The organism is Yoonia sp. MH D7 (assembly GCF_054439475.1).
On the sequence record NZ_JBTJCF010000001.1, the window covers coordinates 1,196,831 to 1,215,759 of the forward strand.

At 55.4% G+C, this 18,929-nt stretch carries 17 protein-coding genes and 1 tRNA gene; 5 read left to right on the top strand and 13 right to left on the bottom strand.

Features of this window, described 5'->3' with window-relative positions:
- Positions 1–285: 285 nt before the first annotated feature.
- Positions 286–984 carry an invasion associated locus B family protein gene (locus tag ACXLHR_RS05885; RefSeq protein WP_458790587.1) on the top strand — a complete coding sequence of 233 codons (699 nt, stop codon included), beginning with the start codon at positions 286–288 and terminating at the stop codon, positions 982–984.
- Positions 985–1,044: 60 nt separating this feature from the next.
- Here ACXLHR_RS05885 and ACXLHR_RS05890 read toward each other — a convergent pair whose 3' ends face one another.
- Genes ACXLHR_RS05890 through ACXLHR_RS05905 form a run of 4 tightly spaced genes read right to left on the bottom strand, consistent with a single transcriptional unit; the run spans position 1,045 to position 5,252 of the window.
- Positions 1,045–2,256, bottom strand: coding sequence for a beta-ketoacyl-[acyl-carrier-protein] synthase family protein (locus ACXLHR_RS05890; protein WP_458790588.1), 1,212 nt, complete (start codon positions 2,254–2,256; stop codon positions 1,045–1,047).
- A gap of 1 nt (position 2,257) precedes the next feature.
- Positions 2,258–2,515 (bottom strand): acyl carrier protein, encoded by a 258-nt coding sequence (locus tag ACXLHR_RS05895; RefSeq protein WP_458790589.1) that lies wholly within the window; start codon positions 2,513–2,515, stop codon positions 2,258–2,260.
- Between the two features lie 30 nt (positions 2,516–2,545).
- Positions 2,546–3,619 carry a UDP-3-O-(3-hydroxymyristoyl)glucosamine N-acyltransferase gene (locus tag ACXLHR_RS05900; RefSeq protein WP_458790590.1) on the bottom strand — a complete coding sequence of 358 codons (1,074 nt, stop codon included), beginning with the start codon at positions 3,617–3,619 and terminating at the stop codon, positions 2,546–2,548.
- Positions 3,620–3,653: 34 nt separating this feature from the next.
- Positions 3,654–5,252, bottom strand: coding sequence for a L,D-transpeptidase family protein (locus tag ACXLHR_RS05905; protein ID WP_458790591.1), 1,599 nt, complete (start codon positions 5,250–5,252; stop codon positions 3,654–3,656).
- Between the two features lie 342 nt (positions 5,253–5,594).
- On the opposite strand from ACXLHR_RS05905, the gene ACXLHR_RS05910 reads away from it, so the two are divergent.
- Positions 5,595–6,164 carry a YcbK family protein gene (locus ACXLHR_RS05910; protein ID WP_458790592.1) on the top strand — a complete coding sequence of 190 codons (570 nt, stop codon included), beginning with the start codon at positions 5,595–5,597 and terminating at the stop codon, positions 6,162–6,164.
- A 567-nt stretch (positions 6,165–6,731) separates the two neighbouring features.
- Entirely contained in the window at positions 6,732–7,628 is an 897-nt protein-coding gene (locus ACXLHR_RS05915) for a hypothetical protein (protein ID WP_458790593.1), read from the top strand.
- A gap of 417 nt (positions 7,629–8,045) precedes the next feature.
- Here the strand turns inward: ACXLHR_RS05915 and ACXLHR_RS05920 are convergent.
- A protein-coding gene (locus ACXLHR_RS05920) for an IS3 family transposase (RefSeq protein WP_458789670.1) occupies positions 8,046–9,175 on the bottom strand; the annotation gives its coding sequence in 2 pieces (ribosomal slippage) (positions 8,046–8,929 and positions 8,929–9,175; 1,131 coding nt in all).
- 72 nt (positions 9,176–9,247) lie between these two features.
- Here ACXLHR_RS05920 and ACXLHR_RS05925 point away from each other — a divergent pair.
- Positions 9,248–9,691, top strand: a complete 444-nt coding sequence (locus tag ACXLHR_RS05925; RefSeq protein ID WP_458790594.1) for a hypothetical protein — start codon at positions 9,248–9,250, stop codon at positions 9,689–9,691.
- A gap of 198 nt (positions 9,692–9,889) precedes the next feature.
- Here ACXLHR_RS05925 and ACXLHR_RS05930 read toward each other — a convergent pair.
- Positions 9,890–9,979: transfer RNA gene (locus ACXLHR_RS05930), tRNA-Ser, on the bottom strand.
- 123 nt (positions 9,980–10,102) lie between these two features.
- Between ACXLHR_RS05930 and ACXLHR_RS05935 the strand changes: the two genes are divergently transcribed.
- Positions 10,103–11,227, top strand: coding sequence for an AI-2E family transporter (locus tag ACXLHR_RS05935; protein ID WP_458790595.1), 1,125 nt, complete (start codon positions 10,103–10,105; stop codon positions 11,225–11,227).
- Here ACXLHR_RS05935 and ACXLHR_RS05940 read toward each other — a convergent pair.
- From ACXLHR_RS05940 to ACXLHR_RS05970, 7 genes are all read right to left on the bottom strand, one after another.
- Positions 11,224–11,511 carry a hypothetical protein gene (locus ACXLHR_RS05940; protein ID WP_458790596.1) on the bottom strand — a complete coding sequence of 96 codons (288 nt, stop codon included), beginning with the start codon at positions 11,509–11,511 and terminating at the stop codon, positions 11,224–11,226. The two genes, ACXLHR_RS05935 and ACXLHR_RS05940, sit on opposite strands and share 4 nt — an antisense overlap.
- A 78-nt stretch (positions 11,512–11,589) precedes the next feature.
- Positions 11,590–12,312, bottom strand: coding sequence for an alanyl-tRNA editing protein (locus ACXLHR_RS05945; protein WP_458790597.1), 723 nt, complete (start codon positions 12,310–12,312; stop codon positions 11,590–11,592).
- Positions 12,309–14,717, bottom strand: a complete 2,409-nt coding sequence (locus ACXLHR_RS05950) for a DUF3772 domain-containing protein (protein WP_458790598.1) — start codon at positions 14,715–14,717, stop codon at positions 12,309–12,311. Before ACXLHR_RS05950 ends, ACXLHR_RS05945 begins: the two co-directional genes overlap by 4 nt.
- The gene (locus ACXLHR_RS05955) at positions 14,714–15,748 is read right to left on the bottom strand and encodes a cysteine synthase A (protein ID WP_458790599.1); all 1,035 of its coding nucleotides are present in this window, start codon (positions 15,746–15,748) and stop codon (positions 14,714–14,716) included. The genes ACXLHR_RS05950 and ACXLHR_RS05955 overlap by 4 nt, the downstream gene beginning before the upstream one ends.
- Before the next feature lie 37 nt (positions 15,749–15,785).
- Positions 15,786–16,907 (bottom strand): gamma-glutamylcyclotransferase, encoded by a 1,122-nt coding sequence (locus ACXLHR_RS05960; protein WP_458790600.1) that lies wholly within the window; start codon positions 16,905–16,907, stop codon positions 15,786–15,788.
- The gene (locus ACXLHR_RS05965) at positions 16,907–17,347 is read right to left on the bottom strand and encodes a TrgA family protein (RefSeq protein WP_458790601.1); all 441 of its coding nucleotides are present in this window, start codon (positions 17,345–17,347) and stop codon (positions 16,907–16,909) included. Before ACXLHR_RS05965 ends, ACXLHR_RS05960 begins: the two co-directional genes overlap by 1 nt.
- A gap of 145 nt (positions 17,348–17,492) precedes the next feature.
- A complete protein-coding gene (locus tag ACXLHR_RS05970) occupies positions 17,493–18,911 on the bottom strand; it encodes a cryptochrome/photolyase family protein (protein ID WP_458790602.1) in 1,419 nt (472 codons plus the stop codon).
- Between the last annotated feature and the right edge of the window lie 18 nt (positions 18,912–18,929).

Below are 18,929 nucleotides of genomic sequence, written 5' to 3' on the forward strand. Positions count from 1 at the left end.
GGCGCGGCACTTTTCTATCTGCCTCGGGCCATGCCATAACTTCAGTTTTTTTAATTGACGGACTTGTGCGCACAGCATAAAGTTTGATCAATTAGTCGGCTAAGTCCGACGGGGAGACAACGATCAAGGGACCTTCGGGTCCCTTTTTCTATGCGCTTTGAATTTAAGGGGCGGCTTTGGGGCGCTAATCCTGTTGGCAAAACCCCGCCGATTTCCGCTTATTTGGGCCTGACACGGCGCGGCCCTCATGTTAGATCGCATCAACAATCATTTAGGAACGACGTTATGTTGAACTCAGTCAAACCAATCTTTCTTGCCGCATTAATTGCAACGTCGTCGAGCGCATTTGCGCAAGAGACACCTGCAACCGATGAAACGACGGCACCTGCGGCTCAAGAGGCTGCAACAGAAACGCCTGCCGCTGATGCTGTGGCTCAAGACGCTGCAACTGATGCCGCAACGCCCGCCGCTGATGCTGACGAAGATTTCGACATGGGCACAGAAGTTGCGACGGCAAATGCGCCTGACGCCAACGCAGTTGGCACGCCTTACATTCGCGAAGAATTCGGCGACTGGGCTTTGCGTTGCTTGAACGCCGAGGAAGGTCAGGACGATCCTTGCCAGTTGTATCAACTCTTGAACGACGCTGAAGGTAATTCAGTTGCCGAAATCAGCATGTTCCCCCTGCCCGCTGGTGGCCGCGCTGCAGCCGGTGCAACAATTGTTGTGCCGCTCGAGACGCTGTTGACCGAGCAGTTGCAAATCACTGTTGATGGTTCAGCATCACGCAGCTACGAGTTTACGTTCTGCAATCGCGCAGGCTGTGTTGCGCGTATCGGCTTCACAACCGAAGAAATCAACCAGTTCAAGCGCGGAAGCAAAGCAACAATGCGCATGGTACCAGCTGCGGCTCCAGACCAAGAGGTGGTCTTGGACATTTCGCTTTCCGGTTTCACCGCAGGCTTCGACGGATCAGGAAACTAAACCTTCCGCAATACCAGATCAAACCGTCTGCAACTCACGTTGCAGGCGGTTTTTTTATGTTCAGATTTTGCGCAGCGCAATAACCGCGTTCAGCCCGCCAAAGGCAAACGCATTCGACAAAACGGCGTCCACGCAGGCATCTCGCGCCACATTCGGCACCACGTCCAGCGCACATTCAGGGTCAGGCTCTTCATAGCCGATGGTCGGCGCAATCACCCCGTCGCGCAGCGCCATGATGCAGGCAAGAAGTTCCACAGCGCCGGTACCGCCAATCAAATGACCGTGCATCGACTTGGTGCTGGAAATCATCAGCTTATCGGCATGCGCGCCAAACACATCGGCCACAGCGGCACATTCGGTCTTGTCATTGGCCGCAGTGCCTGTGCCATGCGCGTTGATATAACCCACATCTGAGCGATCTAATTTCGCGTTTTTCAACGCCCCTGCAATCGCGCGCGCAGCCCCTTGCTTGGACGGCATCACAATATCTGCGGCATCAGACGACATCGCAAACCCTGCCACTTCACACAATATTTCCGCGCCGCGTGCTTTGGCATGCTCATACTCTTCAAACACAAAAACCGCTGCCCCTTCGCCCTGGACCATGCCATTGCGCGTGGCTGAAAACGGACGACAAGCATCCTTGGACATCACGCGCAGCCCCTCCCACGCCTTGATCCCGCCAAAGCACAACATGCTCTCCGCGCCGCCCGTGACCATGACCGTCGCCATGCCGCAACGCACCATGTTAAACGCCTGCCCCATCGCGTGATTGCTCGACGCGCAGGCGGACGACACGGTAAACGATGGACCAAGCAAGTTGCACTCCATCGATACTTGGCTCACGGCGGCACTGTTCATCAATTTGGGCACAATAAAGGGGTGCACACGGTTCTTGCCCTCTTCATAAACCGCGCGGTAATTCTCGTCTTGGGTGTTCAACCCACCACCAGAGGTACCAAGGATAACCCCCGACATATCCGCCAATTCGCCTGAAAACGTCAGCCCCGATTGGCCGACCGCCTGGCGCGCAGCCAGCAAGGTGAACTGGGTAAACCGGTCATAAAGCGCGATTTGCTGACGGTTAAAATAGTCCGCCTCAGCGTAGCCTTTGACCTGCGCCCCAATCTGGATCGCCAAACGATCGACGTCTCGAATATCGAGGCGGTCAATGCCACAACGGCCCTCACGCATCGCCTCAAAGGTGCTCGCAACATCCGCGCCAAGCGGATTGATCGTCCCTGCCCCTGTGATGACAACGCGGCGGTTCACTTCACGCTTGCTCCGCTTTTAACTTGTCAATTGCCGCAATAATCGAGGCAACGGTTGAGATATCAAACGCGCTGTCACTTGGATTATTGGCATTAAACGGTACAGAAATATCAAAAGTCTCTTCAATCGCAAAAATACTTTCAACCAAAGCCATGCTATCAATGCCCAAATCCTCTAACGAATTTTCAAGCGCCACATCGCTGGGCTGCAAAATGGCCTGTTCGGCGAGAATGGCGATAACTTTGTCTTGCGTACTCATCTGTGCGTTCCATTGGTGACTGTGAGGTGTCTAATCATTCTGCGTAGGTTTTGAAACAGTCTTATGTCGTAAAACCGCTTGGCGCAGGCTGCGCTCACGCGCGCGGTATGTCAGCATCGGCTGCGCAGGATAGCCCATCATGAAACTGCCCGCAGGCACATCCGCCAACACAATCGCAGCACCGCCAATCACACAATCAGCGCCGATGCGCAGATTATCCCCGATGCCCGATTTGCCGCCCAGCACACAGCGATCACCAATCACCGCAGAGCCCGCCACCGCCGTTTGCGCACAGAGCAGACAATCAGCGCCTACCACGACATTATGCCCGACCTGCACCAGATTATCGATCTTGGTGCCACATCCAATGCGCGTCGCACGAATAGTCCCCGCATCCACCGTGCTATTGGCGCCAATCTCGACATCGTCGCCAATCTCGACACCGCCCAACGAATGAATACGATGTTGGGTCGCATCGACAGGCGGCTCAAACGGCACTTTTCCCAGCGTCTTACGGCCGATTTCAACATGGGAGGGTGCAGCAGTCACAAACGAAAATCCGTCCCCACCAATCACAACATTAGGCTGGATCACGACACGTGCGCCAAGGCGTACCCTACACTGAACGCGCACACCGGCACATAACCGCGTGTCTGCACCGATCTTCACCCCTGCCGCAATGCTCACATGATCCGCGATCTGGCAGCCATCACCAATCACAGCCCCCGCACCAATCACGCTGAAATGACCAATCGACACCCCCGCGCCAATCTGCGCCGTGGGATCGACCAGCGCATGGGCACTGATCCCCGTCCCCCTTGGAACACCGTCCAACATCTGCGTCAAACCAGCCATCGCCAAACGGGCGCGCGGCGCCTCAATTGCGGCCTGCAACCCCAGCGCGCGCCAATCCGCCCCCGCCCAAACCACGGCCGCGCGGGCCTGCCCCTGCGCCAAAGCAGGACCGTAAGCAGGTGACATCGCCAGTGCCAAATCATCCACTCCCGCCGACTGCGGCTCCGACAACCCCGTCACCAAAAGATCAACGGCGCCAAAGGCTTTTGCCCCCAACGCCGTTGCGATGTCTTTCACTGATAGTGTCATACGTCTTGGACCCCTGAATTCCTCAAGGCAAGACTTAGCCCTGAACCGCGCGGACTTCTACCCCTTCGCGTGCCAATGCATTCCAGATGTCAGCGTCGCGCCCGTAAATGTCGCGGCGGAACTGCAAGCGGCCAGTCACATCAGTAAAGGCCGTGCGGTAGACGATATGCACAGGCACAGGCACATCGAGGTTAACGCGAACCTCGGACCCCGTGCGCAGACGCGACTGAAAGTACTCTACCGGATCCGATGTCTGCTTGGCCAAAAGCGCATAAGCAAAATCAAACGGATCATTCAAACGAATACACCCATGGCTAAGGGCGCGCACTTCGCGGCCAAACAACGACTTGGACGGGGTGTCATGCAAATAGATATTGTAGACGTTCGGAAACATGAACTTGACCAAGCCAAGCGCATTCGCGGCCGACGGGCCTTGACGCATCGAGTACGGGAATGTGCGCGCAGTGTAGCTGCTAAAGTCGATCGCAGATCGGCTCACGGCGCGCCCTTTGCTATCGATCACATCAAGCTGGCTCACCGCATTGCGATTGTTTTGCATCAACGGCAAGTATTCCTTGGTCACAATAGAGCGCGGCACATACCAGCTCGGGTTGATAACCATGAACGCCATTTCATCGGAAAACTCAGGTGTTTCGCGGTCGGCTTGCACCGCACCAACAACCGAACGAGTCGTAAATGTGACCCGGTCATTATCCACAATCGCCGCAGAGAAATCCGCAAGGTTGACCCAAATATGACGCTCGCCACGCGGACGGTTGATCCAGCGCTCACGCTCCATCGAGACAACAACCGACTGCAAGCGAGACGCCATAGGCACGTTGATTTCACGCAACGTGCCAGCGCCCACGGTCCCATCTACGACTATCCCATGTGCCTGCTGAAACCGCTGCACCGCTGCTTGAATTGACGCATCATAGGTCTGAGTGGCCGAAAGATCCATAAATCCCATTGCGATCAAACGGTTACGCAACTCAATAACACGTGCCCCTGTCGCACCGGGCGCAAGCGCGCCGCCACTAACCGATGGCCCCCAACCACCCGCATCCAGTAACGCCTCCAGACGCAATTTCTCACGCATCAAACGGGTGTACTCTGGCGAACTCGGCGGAAGCGACCGCAAGAACCCCGCAGGGTTTGCCTGCGAAAATGCTTTAATCGTGTCAAGACGCGCGCGCAGCGGCACTTCACGTTTGATTGCATTGCTAACAGATGACGGGGTCAAAATGCCGGTCTGCACATCGCGGGCGTATTGCATGAACAAGCGGCTTAGCTCGACTTCCATACGGCCCTGCTCGGCAGGTGTCGTCGCAGCACGCAACTGCGCCATGATCGCATCCGGATCATACCGGATCGCAGGCAATCCGTGATTCCCCGCATCCGCAAACGCAGCAAGCAAGGCATTGCGACGCCCACTGTCCCCCTGATCACTCCAGATACCCTGAAAATCGCGGGCGCGGTAAAACGCAGACAAATCCTCATCACGCGCAGCAGCCTCAGCCACCGCTTGACGGAACGCGGTCACCTGTGCCTGCGCCGACGGGACCCAAACAGAAAACAACATGCTCGCAACCAACACGGCGCGCAACACATGTGACTTAACTAAAACAGACATATAGCCCCCCCAACAGAGTAATACTTCATGGCACAAACACACAGTCCACGCATTGCCTCGTATATGGATAAACCACCCCATCACTGTCCATTCACAAACACTACATCTGACGTTACGGCAAAATAATGTTGCCCATACGCACGAACAAAAAAGCAACGGGACAAAAAGCCCGCGGCAATTTGCGCAAAAACTCGCCTATTTGGGGGTAGTTTCGTGCCTGCGGGCAAAATTGACTTGGTCCAAGAATCGACTCGTGCAATAAGGGCGGTGCATCTGGGGACATAGATGAAAACACCGTTGAAAAGCGGAATAATGTTGAGCGACGGGACAGGCGCAAGAAATATGAAACAAAACAAAACAGTGGGCATGACCCGCCGCGGTATCCTTGGCGCATTTGCAGCGACTGCGATCTCCGCCGCACCAACTTATTCGAGTGCTGCAGGGTTCCTGCGTGGTGGTGGCGATGTCCGTCGCCTGAAAATGTATAATGGCCGCACCGGCGAACGCATGGACACGATCTACTGGATCGAAGGCCAGTATATCGGTGAAGCAATCCGCGAAGTGAACATCTTCATGCGCGACTGGCGTACCGGCGAAGCAATCAACATCGACACCCGCACCATTGATATTATGGCTGCCGCACATAACCTGATGGATGTGAACGAACCTTATATGCTGCTGTCCGGTTACCGCTCACCGCAAACAAACGCGATGCTGCGTAGCCAATCAAGCGGCGTTGCGAAAACATCGCTTCACATGGTTGGTCAGGCCGCCGATCTGCGCCTCGATAGCCGCAGCACCGCACAAATTTCGCAAGCCGCACAAGCCTGCCGCGCTGGCGGCGTCGGTCGCTACCGCGGTTCCAACTTCGTGCATATGGACTGCGGTCCAATACGCACCTGGAACGGCTGAGCTCCGCCCTAGCAACGATAAATAAAACGTCCTACGGGGGCGTTTTTTTACGTATAAATGCATGGCTCAACTGCTTGCAGCAACGATGATCCCGCGCCGCGATGATGATCTCACCACGGCTGCAAGTGAGTGACACCCTATCACTCCCTAATATTGTCGGTAGCTGAATTATCTTCAGCCATATTACCACGCTTCTCATTGAAGCGTGATTATTCCCATCGGGCCCAAAGGTCACTCCCCCGAGGCTAAGCGGCGAGGTTACCATTTCAACTCGGTGAAAATGGATGAACCGCCGAACTTTTTGAACAAAAACACTTTGATGTTACCGAATTTCCTTCAGAACAATCCCTGTCGAGGCTCTCCAAGACGACCATGGAATACGGCAACCGCCGTTCAACTTGTGCATTAAAATAATACTATACCTTCAAGCTACTTAGGTCATTTATACATCTCAATGCCCATCAGGAAAGTGTAGCAACGCGCTAATCTGCGACAGGCGGCGGCGATCATAGAACGGGTGGCACAGATGGCTGGACTGATCAAACGGGAGACATTTGACACCTACGAATGCGAGTGCCCAAACGGTTTCTTGCAGTCGCTGGACGCAAAGAAATCCACCGTTCTCTTGAGACCGACAGTGAGCGGCGTGCCCGTGAGTTGTTGCCCGATGTGGAGGCCAGGTTGCTAGCCGAGCTCGATGAAAAAGCTATCATAAAAGAGCGACCAGACGAGGCCAGCCCTTACCGCGCAGCGCAGAAGATCGCGCAAGCGAGAGGCTTCGCCTACCGCCCGCTCTCCGATCTCCTTGATGCACCGCTGGATGAGATCTTGAGCCGCGTAGAAACTGCCAGCGCCGATCCCGCTACTGAGACGGCAAAAGCCCTCCTTGGGGCGATCGATGAACCGGCGCTGATGCTCTCAGGGCTTGTCGATGAAGTTGAAAGCCTTGCGGCGCACGACAATCGATACAAAAGCGAAAACCAGCTGCGCCTGTGGCGCAACCCGCGCAAACGTGCCGTTGCCAACCTGATGACGGCTCTGGGCGGCATGGATGTGTTCGTGTCAGAGATCGACCACGCTGCGGCGCTGAAGCACAAGGCTTGGTGGCAAAGGAAGATCACCGCCGAAGGCCTGTCGATGGAACGCGGCAACAAGGACTTCGCAAACATGGCCGGAATGCTTCGTCGCTATTACGAGGGCATAGCGCAACCCAATCCGCCAGAGCCATACCGTCGTGTGAACCTCAAGGATCGGCACAAGGTTGAAACCCGAAAATTGGAAATCCCGGTAGATTGGATTGCCGATAAATGGTTTGCACCAGGCGCATTCGACGCCACAAATGCGGAAGCGCGGAACATCCTGCTAATCTCAATCGAAACGGGGTGCAGGCAGTCTGAGATCCACGACCTTCCAGCAAACGCTATTGTGCTGGATCACCCCCCCCCACCTGCGGCTCGCATTTGAAGAGGGCGAGGACCGCAGAGAGATCAAGAACAGTTCATCCGCACGGTTGGTGCCTCTTGTCGGCGTCGCCCTCGCGGCAGCCAAACGCCATCCGGAAGGGTTTCCGCGCTACAGAGCGCAAGAGCAACTACTCAGGAAAGATGAACAAATACCTTCGCAGCAATGGCCTGCTGCCGTCCCCTCAGCATACAATTAGAGGTGTGCGCCACACGTGGGAAAGCCGAATATTGAACGCGACAAAGCGCATGGACGTCAGCGGTGAAATGATGGGTCACAGCGTAAAGGTCATCCGCGGTCGCCCCGTATATGGCGACGCAATGGATTTAGCGCGAAAGCAAGAACTTGCTCAGAGCGTCATGCTGAAGGTGCCAGAACATTTTGGTCTTGTCGCGTTTACGTTCCGGTCTCTCAGTTCATTTAGGCAGCCTTTCGTTCGAAGGCCAAGGGGCTTTTACCTCCTAACGACGAGTGCCGGCGTCGTGGATTGTAGAACCCATTGATATACTGAAATATCGCCCCTTCGGCTTGACGTCTGGTTTCCCAACGGTTGCGCCAGATCAGCTCAGCCTTGAGGGATTTGAAGAACGTTTCAACCATGGAATTGTCGTAACAATTGCCTTTTCCGCTCATCGATACTTCGAAGCCACGTTTGTTCAGGCGCTTCTGATAGTCGCCTGAACAATATTGCGACCCGCGATCCGTATGATGAATGCAGCCCTTAGGCGGCTGTCGCAGCGCGACAGCCATATCCAATGCCCGGATTGCCAGGTCCCTCTTCATACGATTGCTGACCGCCCAACCGATGACGCGTCGGGAGTATAGGTCGAGAATGACCGCCAGATACAGCCAGCCTTCACTGGTCCAGATATATGAAATGTCGCCTGCCCATTTCTGGTTTGGAGCATCAGCAGAAAAATCCTGATCCAACAGATTGGGGGCGATGTTAAAGGTGTGATTGCTGTCGGTTGTAGCCTTGAATTTACGAGTTTTGACAATCTTTATGCTGTTGTCTCGCATCAAGCGCCCCACACGCCGGTGGCCTACCGCCAGCCCCAGTTCCTGTAACTCTTCAGTCATCCGGGGGCGGCCGTAGCTTTGCAGGCTGAGACGGTGTTGGGCACGAATATGAGCTAAGATCACCATATCATCACGCTGTCGCTGACACATTGGGCGGACCCGCCACGCACGATACCCACGTGATGTGACCTGCATAACCCAGCACAGAAACTCAACCGGCCATTCTTCTCTCCAGGCGTCAATGAAGGCAAACCTCACCGACTTTGGCCTGCAAAGAAGATCGCCGCTTTTTTTAACACTTCCCTCTCCTCTCGCAGCACGCGGACTTCCTTGCGAAGGCGTTCGTTCTCCCGCTCCACATCTTCATGAGGACCCGACATCAAATCATCATGCTGGTGTTTCTGAACCCATTTGTTCAGGGTCGAAAGCCCAACACCCAAATCAGATGAAACCTGAGGGCGTGTTAAGCCGCTGGTCGTGGCGATGCGTACCGCATCACGTCGAAACTCGTCTGTGTATCTCGTTGCCATTTCTTGTCTCCTTCATAGCAAACATTGCTCGAAAGAGACCGGAACTAAACCGGGACAAGACCAAGGTCTCTCATGACCCAACTTCTTCCGATCACCTACGACAACATCGACGCCCTCGCAGCATCAGCCTTTGCCAGATCGCGCGACTGCCTTACCGCAATCCAGCGGGATATCTTGCACAACATCAAGCCAATGGAACGCGTCGGGTTTCAGCGGCTTGTCGATGCGATTGAGACCCGTAAAATCTTTACCCAAGAGATGGTGGACGAACTCGATGTGCAGATCGACGTTCTATCGCGCCATATCGAAGGCGGCACGACAGTGCTCTCACACGTCGATTATGACGAATGTAATGTGTCTGCCCCCGCCTGCTGGAACGAAGCACGCCAAACGCAACAAGCGCGGGACTGCGCGCGGGCGTTTTTTATCCTGCTGGATTTACACGAGACACTGATGGCTGTGCACGACCTTATGCAAGCCGAGACGGCTCTATCAGAGTTGCGCCAATCGCTCTGATCCCAGAGACACGCGGGACATAGACACCCCGCGTCAGGCGCGCTGGCGAACCTCCTGCTGCTACAGATGTCAGCGCGCCGCATTAGTAAGAGTGGGGATGTGTAGCAAATTGTGTAGCAATTTGACGCAATCAAGTTTGCTCATCCCTGCTAACTATATGCTTTATAAAAGAAAATCCTGAAATTTAATCAGGTCTTATGGCGGACAGACAGGGATTCGAACCCTGGAGACGGTCTCCCGCCTACACACTTTCCAGGCGTGCGCCTTCGACCACTCGGCCACCTATCCGTTGAGCGGGGTTTAGGCGGGTGACATGGGAATGGCAATACCTGAATTTATGTTTTCGCATCCCGTTGTCACTTGTGTGCGTTCGGCCCATAGTTGCGCAGACCCAACCCAAAGAGCCGCTGCATGAACAAACGCGACCACCCTGCCCTCAAGACGGCTTCCGCCTCTGACCTGCAACGCGTGCAAACCGGCGCATTGATCATCATTGCCTTTGCCGTAGTGCTCTTCTTGCTCGTGCAAGCACGGTTCATGCTGATTTCATTAGCCAGTGCGATCATCCTGTTTTCGCTGACCTCTGATGTGATCAATTTCATCGCACGTTTACGGATCGGGCCGTTTCGTATCCCGAATGTTGTAGCCAGCCTTGCTGCGATGGTTCTGATCGCCACTACACTTCTGGCGCTAACTTCAATTTTGCTGGCACAGGTGAATACGGTGCTGGTGACAACGCTGTCCTACGCAGAACGCGCACCCTCCGCTATCGCGTCACTCTTCGGCTTTATGGGACCAAAAACCGAACTCGCGATCCTGAATTCTGTGCAATCGATCAATTTTTCCAGCTCGCTTCGCACTATGGCGGGTCAGGCAGGCAACCTGACCCAAGGCACCGTGCTGGTGATCCTCTTTGTCGGGTTTCTCTTCGGAGAACGGATCTGGTTTGGCACAAAACTGAATAACTTCATCGGAGATCCAGTGCAGGCCGAGCGCGTTGGCCGTATCATCTCGTCGATTATCCACCGGGTAAACTATTACCTGCTGGTGAAAACTCTAATTTCCGCAATCACAGGGGCCATGGTTTTTGTGCTGGCCAAGCTGTTCGGACTAGATCTGGCGACGGCGCTCGGCGTGATTACATTTGTGCTGAACTTCATCCCCAACGTCGGCTCTATTGTGGCCACAGCGCTGATTGCGCTGGTCGCACATGTCCAATTGGGCGACGCATCAACAACAGGGATTATTTTCCTTTGCGCCGGTACAATCCAATTTCTGAACGGCAACATCATCGACCCGCTGATGATGGGCCGCGCACTGCGCTTGTCGGCCTTTGGGATCATCCTGTCACTCGCCTTCTGGGGGGCTGTCTGGGGTATTCCGGGCATGTTCCTGTCAGTGCCGATCATGGTGATGCTGATGGTCGTGTGCAGCCACGTCCCTGCATTGCGCCCCTTTGCAATCTTGTTATCGCGCGAGGGCTTGGCCGAAAGCGAACAAATGCTCGACCAGCAACGCCAGCCCCGCCAACCCTAACTCGCAGGTTTTAACGTGCGGCCAAACAGCAGCGCAATGCCGAACTCAGCAGCCGCCGCAGCCAAAATACGAGCATCCGCAGTGCCTTGCCAAAATTCAAATATGCCCATCACGCCGATCCCCGCAAAAATCACGACCATCGCCCAGCTGATAGCACTGCGCTCGGGCGTGCGTTTTGCCCCCCGCACCAGCCATAAAAGAACGGCGAGCCCTGCAAACATCGGCGCAGCACGGCGGACCATAAAGCGCACCGGCGTCAGCGTGCACACCGTAATTCTGTACATATGTGGCGGGCAAAAACAGCAACAGCAAAAACAACAGCGCACAGACCAGTGACGCCGCAATCGCGGTAACGCGAAACATCAGCTGCCTGCCAAATGCAAATAAACACGGCGGTTCTGCTTACCCTTTTTCTCAATCTTACCAATCCGCACACGTCCGATCTCATTGGTATTCCGGACATGAGTACTACCACAGGGCTGCAAATCGGCAGTATTATCGCCCGCCCCGATGCGTACCAACCGGATCATGCCCTGCCCACGTGGTGGCTGCACCGACATCGTTTTCACCAGCTCTGGATGTGCATCCAACGCCTCTTGCGTTATCCACTCTTCACTCACAGCAAACTGGCAGTCGATCATCTTGTTAATCATCTGCTCTAACGCCTCTTTGTCGTCGGGGGCGTCAGGCATATCAAAATCAAGACGCCCCTTGTCCATCGCAATAGATCCGCCCGACACCGGCAGCGGGATCACAACCGACAGCAAATGCAACGCCGTGTGGACCCGCATATGGCGGTGCCTACGGTCCCACACAATCTTTTGTGTCACCCGCTGGCCGACGTAAGGCAGTGGCGCAGGTTCGGCAGGCACAAGGATCACATCATCCCCGTTACCCTTCACTGCCGTGGCAATCTCCATCGCCCCACCGCTCCACTTAATCGCACCACTATCGCCAGGCTGACCACCCGAGGTCGGGTAAAATATCGTCTGATCCAGCACGATCCCACCTTCGTCGGTCAGCGCGGTGACGACCCCCGTTGCCTCGCGCAAATACGCATCTTCGCGGAATAAGAGACGGGTCATTCTTCCTCCTTTGGCGCGGTCAAAGGCTGTGCGTTGCGCAGCCAGACATCGCTTTGCGGGAAAGGGATTTCAATACCTTCAAGCTTAAAGCGCGCGGCGATTTCTTTCAAAACTTCGGATTTCACAACCATCAAAAAGTTAACATCGCGCAAAATGGCACGGATTTCAAAGTCGAGACTACTTGCGCCAAAGGCAACCAACAAAACTGTCGGCGGCGGATCTAGTAGGACCATCGGATTTGCCTCTGCGGCCTCTTGCAAGATTTCGACCACACGATCAACATCAGACCCGTAAGCCACGCCAACCGGAATAATCGACCGTCCCACCGAATTGCCGCGCGTCCAGTTAATCACCTGATTGCTGATCAGATCGGCATTGGGCACAATCACATCGGTACGGTCAAAGGTTTCGATCCGCGTAGAGCGCACCGAAATATCGCGCACATAGCCCATCTGGCCACCCACCTCGATCATATCGCCTTCACTCACCGGGCGCTCGATCAGCAAAATAATCCCCGCGACAAAGTTCTGCACGATATTCTGCAAACCAAAACCAATACCCAGCGACAGCGCACCCGCCACAATTGCCAGCGACGACAAATCAATACCCGCAAAGGTAAATGCCGCCAGCGCCGACAGCGTCAGCCCCAGATACCCAACCCCCGCAACAATCGCATTCCGTCCGCCCAGATCAAGACCCGTGCGCGGCAAAACCGAGGTCTTCAAACTGCTCTTGATCACCCCTGTCAGCACAATCCCAAGCACAAGGACCACGCCAAACGTAAAGAAGGTCGACGGTGAAATCGTAATCCCCCCGACGCTAAACCCGACACGGAACCGCGTCCAGTTATCGACCAGATTTTCCGTCGAGGCCCCCCACAAAAGCGCCAGCAACGGCAGACTTAATAAAAACAACCCCGTGTTGATCGCAATCGGCAAAAGGCCATACGGGGATACATCCTCAACGACGTCCACCGAGACGATCTCGCCCTCCATTTTCTGCGCGGGCGCTGGACTGTTAGTGGTCAGCGCATAGCTCAACTGCTGCAAAACAACGACAAAAGCAAACAACGCAAGCGACAAAATCGCAGGGTTAGTAATTGATTGCGCCGCGGCCGCATAGCCAAACGCAGAAGCCAAAGGACCAAGCACCGCAATGATCTGCGCCAAACGCCCCAGCAACACACGAAGATGCCCCTTTTTGAAAATTGCCACCGTGTCGGGACGTGGCGGATGCGAAATCATCGCCCCCAACCCCCATAACAATACGCCAGAGACGATCTGGAACGGAAAACCTGCAACCTGCGTGACCAGATCAGAGGTCGATTTGACCTCGAACAAAACCAAAAACAACAGCTGAAACGCCAGCACGCCGCTTAACCAGATCACCAAATAACGCCCGCGCGCACGGGTGTCAGGATCATAGCCTAAAATCCCGTCATCATGCTCTTTTGTCGGAAAATACCAATCCGATAGCCATTTGGCAAAGAAAACCAATCCGGTTGCAGCAGGCAGTGCCTCTAGAAACTGCCCTGCAGCCACGCCGGTAAACCCCGAGACCGACAAAATAGCAGATAAGACCGCGACCCCAAGCACAGGCAGAACAACCGTCGCCAAAGACAGCACAAACCGGATTACAAAAGCAGTCCGCTCGGTGGTGCAAAAATATCGAGACTTAAGCGACGCAATCCAAACGCGAATACGGATCAGAAAGAACAACACGACGACGATACTGACCAGCACAACCGCCAAGCGCGACCAATAACGCCCGTTCGCAGCCAGCGATTTTGACAAAGACCCGATTTCACTGGTCGTCAACGTCAACGACCCCGCCACCGCAACAATCACATCAGGCCATAACGAAAAATTCACCGGCGACTGGCTGCGGGTCGCAAGCCGCGCCGCTTCGCGCTGACGGATCTGGATATCTGCCTCCGACACCAACCCTGCCGCCTGCACATAGGCCTCATTGGCCAGAATTTTCGGCAGGCTTAACCGCGCCAGTTCGGCGTCCAAGGCCTCCATGCGCGCAATCAGAACCGGATCGGTCAGCTCGCTGCCCTCGGGCGGCGCAATCGCTGCAATCTGATTGTTCACCGTCGACAGGCGCAGCGCATTGGTATCAAGAGCTGCAAAAAACCGGTCGCGCCAGATCACAATTTCTGCGCGCACACGGGTCAACGCAAACAGCGACGCAGTACCTTTCTCAAGGATTGCGGACGCATTATTGGCAAACCCGGGCCAAGCGTCATAATCGATCCCCTCAAGCAGAACCGGATCGCTAATCGTCGGCAGCACATATGCATCTTTTGCACTGTTAGCATCGTCAATCTCGGGCGTCTGCGCCACTAGCGACCCCGACATCAGCATCAACGCGCTGATAAGGCACAGAAAACGCAGGATCATTGGTTTACAAACATCACAGGCATATCAGACGGGGTTGCCTCCAGCCATGCAGGCACAGGCAGACCCTTTTCACGCAAAAACTTAGGGTTAAACAGCTTGGATTGATAGCGCGTGCCATAGTCGCAAAGAATGGTCACAATCGTATGCCCCGGCCCCATTTCACGCGCCATGCGGATAGCACCCGCAATATTCACGCCGCTTGACCCACCCAGACACAGCCCCTCATTCGCCAGCAGATCAAAAACAACCGGCAGTGCCTCGGCGTCCGGAATGTTATAGCTGAAATCAGGCGTGAACCCTTCAAGGTTCTTGGTGATCCGCACCTGTCCGATGCCTTCGGCAATCGATTCACCCGACGTCGCGATCTCGCCCGTGGTATAAAAACTATGTAGCCCCGCACCGTCGGGATCAGCCAGACCAATTTTCACGCCCTTTGGCTGCAACGCCATGCCAACGCCAGCCAACGTGCCGCCAGACCCAACAGCACAAATAAAGCCGTCAACATGGCCGTCGGTTTGCGCCCAGATCTCGGGACCTGTGCCCTCGACATGCGCCTGACGGTTCGCGATATTATCAAACTGGTTGCCCCACAAAACACCCTCATTGCTGTCGCGCGCCAATGCCTCGGCCAAACGCTGCGAGTAGTGGATGAAATTGTTCGGGTTGCGATACGGCGCCGCTGGCACTTCGATCAACTCGGCCCCCGCAAGCCGGAGCATATCTTTCTTTTCTTGCGATTGGGTCTCAGGGATCACAATCACAGTTTTGAACCCCATCGACGCTCCGACCAACGCAAGCCCGATGCCGGTATTGCCTGCCGTGCCCTCAACAATCGTGCCACCAGGCCTTAATTCGCCTTTCGCAACCGCATCATTGATCATGAATAGCGCCGCACGGTCCTTGACCGACTGGCCGGGGTTCATGAATTCAGCCTTGCCCAAAATCGTGCACCCCGTCGCCTCGGATGCAGCACGCAGTTTGATCAATGGGGTGTTGCCAACACTTGCGGCCAAGTCAGATTTGATATGCATGGGATGTCCTTTTTCAGTCTTACCCATACCTAAGCGGTCAACCCTTGGCGCGCAATGCACCTCGCTCTGTCGCAAGGTAATACAGCATCATGATCAGCGGTCCTGCGTTAATTTCTCCACTGCGCACCAAAGCCATTGCGTCGTCAAATCCTAGCAAATGCAACCGCAAGTCTTCGGCCTCACTCTCTAGCCCACCAAACGACGCATGATCATCGGGCAAATCACATAGCCCCAAATAGGCATGAAAATAATCGGTCGACGATCCGGGTGACGGATAGAATGATGCAATCTCGATCAGCTCCAGCGCGTGCAAACCGGCTTCTTCCACACTTTCGCGCAGTGCCGCCTCTATCGGGGTTTCACGCGCATCAACCATGCCAGCAATCGGCTCTAATACCCACGGCTGCGGATCATGGCGCACGACAGGGGCGACACGCATTTGCTCAACCAGCAACACGCGGTCACGCTTTGCGTCGTAGGGCAGCACCAATGCGGCATCGATGCCAACAAATACCTCGCGGGGCAACACCGCACTGCGCGCGCCGTCAAACTGCTGATGCGTTAACTCAAGCGCTTGAAGACTAAAGAATTCCCCCGTCGGAGCCGCCTGCGATAGCACCGCAACATCCGACAGACCCGCGTGATGGCGGCGCGTTGTAGGTTTTGTGTTTGCCGCCGCGCGGGTCTTGGCCCAGGCCCGTTTTTCAAACATATGCCACTTTTGACGGATTTGCGCCTGCGACAGCGGCGGCTCGTGGGCAAACAATTCAGTCGCAGCAAGCACGGCAGGCGCCTCGTTGCGCACCGCCCAAGCCGCCAGCGACCAGTCACCCTGCGCCACAGCACTCCCCTCAGGGGGGAAATACATCAATACCTCACGCGCACCCTGCGCCGTCTGCACCGTGACGTCACTCAACGTATAGCCAAACGCGCCCTCATAGGCATCCAGCCGCGCCAGTTGCGCAGTCTCGATATCGGTCATCACAATACCATGCGTCACCGCACCCGCCGCCGCCCGTATCAACGGCACCACATCCCCCACCACCGCACAGACTTGGTAGCCACTCAGATGCGCTTCGATTACGCCAACCTCGCCGTGGCCCGCTACTGCCCGTCGCAAGGCTTCCGACATCAATGTTCCATATACAAAAATATCCATTATCGCGGATATTTCTTACCAATGATGCCTGTCACCAAACCAGCAATAAGGCCACCAACCAGCAGCGTTAAACCCATGGTCTGTGTTCCAAAAATCAGTAAATTATCATACATCAAATTGAAAACATCCACGATCGCCTCCATCGGGCCATCATACCGACGACGCAACGAAAGGTGGATCATCTGCACAAACGACATGATAAACAAAATCCCGAATACCATGGCAGCCATCGCTGTCATCCCCGTGCCAACCCCCGAACGGATGTCCATGGTCTTTGCACCGCAAAACACCCAGCCCGACCACGCACCGACACCCACACAAACCGGCAATAGAAACCGCGGCACAACCGCCTCGTCAAATAACGGCACCATAACCGCGAATATAAAATAGCCCAAAATTGCAAATACAATCAAAGCCGTGAGTTTTGCAGCGGTTGGCATGGCCTGCTCCTGTTAACATTTACAAACCACGCCCGCCCCTTCACCAAGGCGTTGCATCGTGGTCCGTGTCACCCCGCAGTTTCCGCTATGACGTGGACCAGCACAAGAGCGCAGGTCGATCTGTGAGATTTTGCTGCCAAACTGCTCAAAAATCACGCGCCTCATAAGCGCGCAACGCCCGCGCGCGCCCCTCCGCCATATCAACAACAGGCGCAGGATAAGCCTGTCGCGGCGACACCTCCCACCCACGCGGCACCGCATCAAAATACGATAAGGCACTGGCCGGAGGATCCACCTGCCCTTCGCAAATCCAACGATCCACATAGACATGGCCCTTGTCGAACTTTTCCAACTGGGTGACCGCATTAAACACCCGAAAAAACGGGCTTGCATCGGGACCAGAGCCCGCCGTCCACTGCCAGCCCATCGCATTGCTCGCAGGATCCCAGTCAATCAGACAATCGGCAAACCACGCCTGCCCGACCCGCCAATGCGTCAGCAAATGCTTGGTCAGATATGAGGCCACAATCATCCGGCCTCGGTTATGCATCGTGCCAGTCACATACATCTCGCGCATCGCAGCATCGACAAACGGAATACCTGTGCGGCCCTGTTTCCACGCGATCACCTCGGGCGTATCGGCCTCGTTCCACGCAAACCCGTCCCAGTCAGGCTTCCAGTTATCCGACACAATATGCGGAGTGTGATGCGCCAGATGATATGCAAACTCGCGCCAAACCAATTCCTTCAAAAACACCTCGGCGTCCGCCTTGCCGTCATGCAAGGCGCGCCAACCAGCGTGCCAACAGGTCAGCGGTGAAATCTCGCCGTAGGTCAGGTTCTCGGACAGGCGCGACGTGCCGTCAACAGCGGGCAAATCACGGCTCGCCTTATAATCCGCGACCCGCTCGTCAATAAACTGATGCAAACGATCAGCGGCGGCAGCCTCGCCCACACAGCAATACGGACGCAAAACTTTAGCCCCCCGATCCATCGCCGCGTCCATCTGCCATGCCTCCAGATCATCGGATGCAGGCCAGTTACTCACCGCGGCAATCGTTTCAGGCGCAGGCAAGCACGCGGCCAATGACAGGCTCCGCACGTTTTTCCACATCGGTGTAAATACGCGGTAATAACCGCCGGTTTTTGTCTCGACGGTCCAAGGCTCAAACAAAACATGTCCCTTGAATGACTGCACATCAACGCCGTCCGCCTTTAGCGCGGCCTTGACCTCAACATCACGCGCCTTGCTGTCAGGATCGTAAAGCCGCGACCAGAAAACCTGTGCTGCACCCGTCTCGCGCATCACATCGCGCAAAACCTCCAACGCCGGACCACGACGCAAGATCAAACGACTGCCCATAGCCTCCAAATCATCGCCAAGACGTTGTATCGACAATGACAGCCGGAATTTCGCAGCCGCCCCCAGACCTTCGGTCAAGGGATCATAGATGAACAGCGGCAGCACGGGCCGCCCGCTTGCCACAGCAGCCGTCAAAGCCGCGTGATCCGCCAACCGCAAATCCCGCCTGAACCACAGTATAACCGGTGTCAATTCCGCCACGCTCTACCCTCGCTTAAA

Excerpts from the sequence above, each read along its gene's own strand:
- ACXLHR_RS05885 (WP_458790587.1), top strand. The coding sequence starts at position 286 with ATGTTGAACTCAGTCAAACCAATCTTTCTTGCCGCATTAATTGCAACG.
- ACXLHR_RS05895 (WP_458790589.1), bottom strand. The coding sequence starts at position 2,515 with ATGAGTACGCAAGACAAAGTTATCGCCATTCTCGCCGAACAGGCCATT.
- ACXLHR_RS05900 (WP_458790590.1), bottom strand. The coding sequence starts at position 3,619 with ATGACACTATCAGTGAAAGACATCGCAACGGCGTTGGGGGCAAAAGCC.
- ACXLHR_RS05905 (WP_458790591.1), bottom strand. The coding sequence starts at position 5,252 with ATGTCTGTTTTAGTTAAGTCACATGTGTTGCGCGCCGTGTTGGTTGCG.
- ACXLHR_RS05910 (WP_458790592.1), top strand. The coding sequence starts at position 5,595 with ATGAAACAAAACAAAACAGTGGGCATGACCCGCCGCGGTATCCTTGGC.
- ACXLHR_RS05915 (WP_458790593.1), top strand. The coding sequence starts at position 6,732 with ATGCGAGTGCCCAAACGGTTTCTTGCAGTCGCTGGACGCAAAGAAATC.
- ACXLHR_RS05925 (WP_458790594.1), top strand. The coding sequence starts at position 9,248 with ATGACCCAACTTCTTCCGATCACCTACGACAACATCGACGCCCTCGCA.
- ACXLHR_RS05935 (WP_458790595.1), top strand. The coding sequence starts at position 10,103 with ATGAACAAACGCGACCACCCTGCCCTCAAGACGGCTTCCGCCTCTGAC.
- ACXLHR_RS05940 (WP_458790596.1), bottom strand. The coding sequence starts at position 11,511 with ATGTACAGAATTACGGTGTGCACGCTGACGCCGGTGCGCTTTATGGTC.
- ACXLHR_RS05945 (WP_458790597.1), bottom strand. The coding sequence starts at position 12,312 with ATGACCCGTCTCTTATTCCGCGAAGATGCGTATTTGCGCGAGGCAACG.
- ACXLHR_RS05950 (WP_458790598.1), bottom strand. The coding sequence starts at position 14,717 with ATGATCCTGCGTTTTCTGTGCCTTATCAGCGCGTTGATGCTGATGTCG.
- ACXLHR_RS05955 (WP_458790599.1), bottom strand. The coding sequence starts at position 15,748 with ATGCATATCAAATCTGACTTGGCCGCAAGTGTTGGCAACACCCCATTG.
- ACXLHR_RS05960 (WP_458790600.1), bottom strand. The coding sequence starts at position 16,907 with ATGGATATTTTTGTATATGGAACATTGATGTCGGAAGCCTTGCGACGG.
- ACXLHR_RS05965 (WP_458790601.1), bottom strand. The coding sequence starts at position 17,347 with ATGCCAACCGCTGCAAAACTCACGGCTTTGATTGTATTTGCAATTTTG.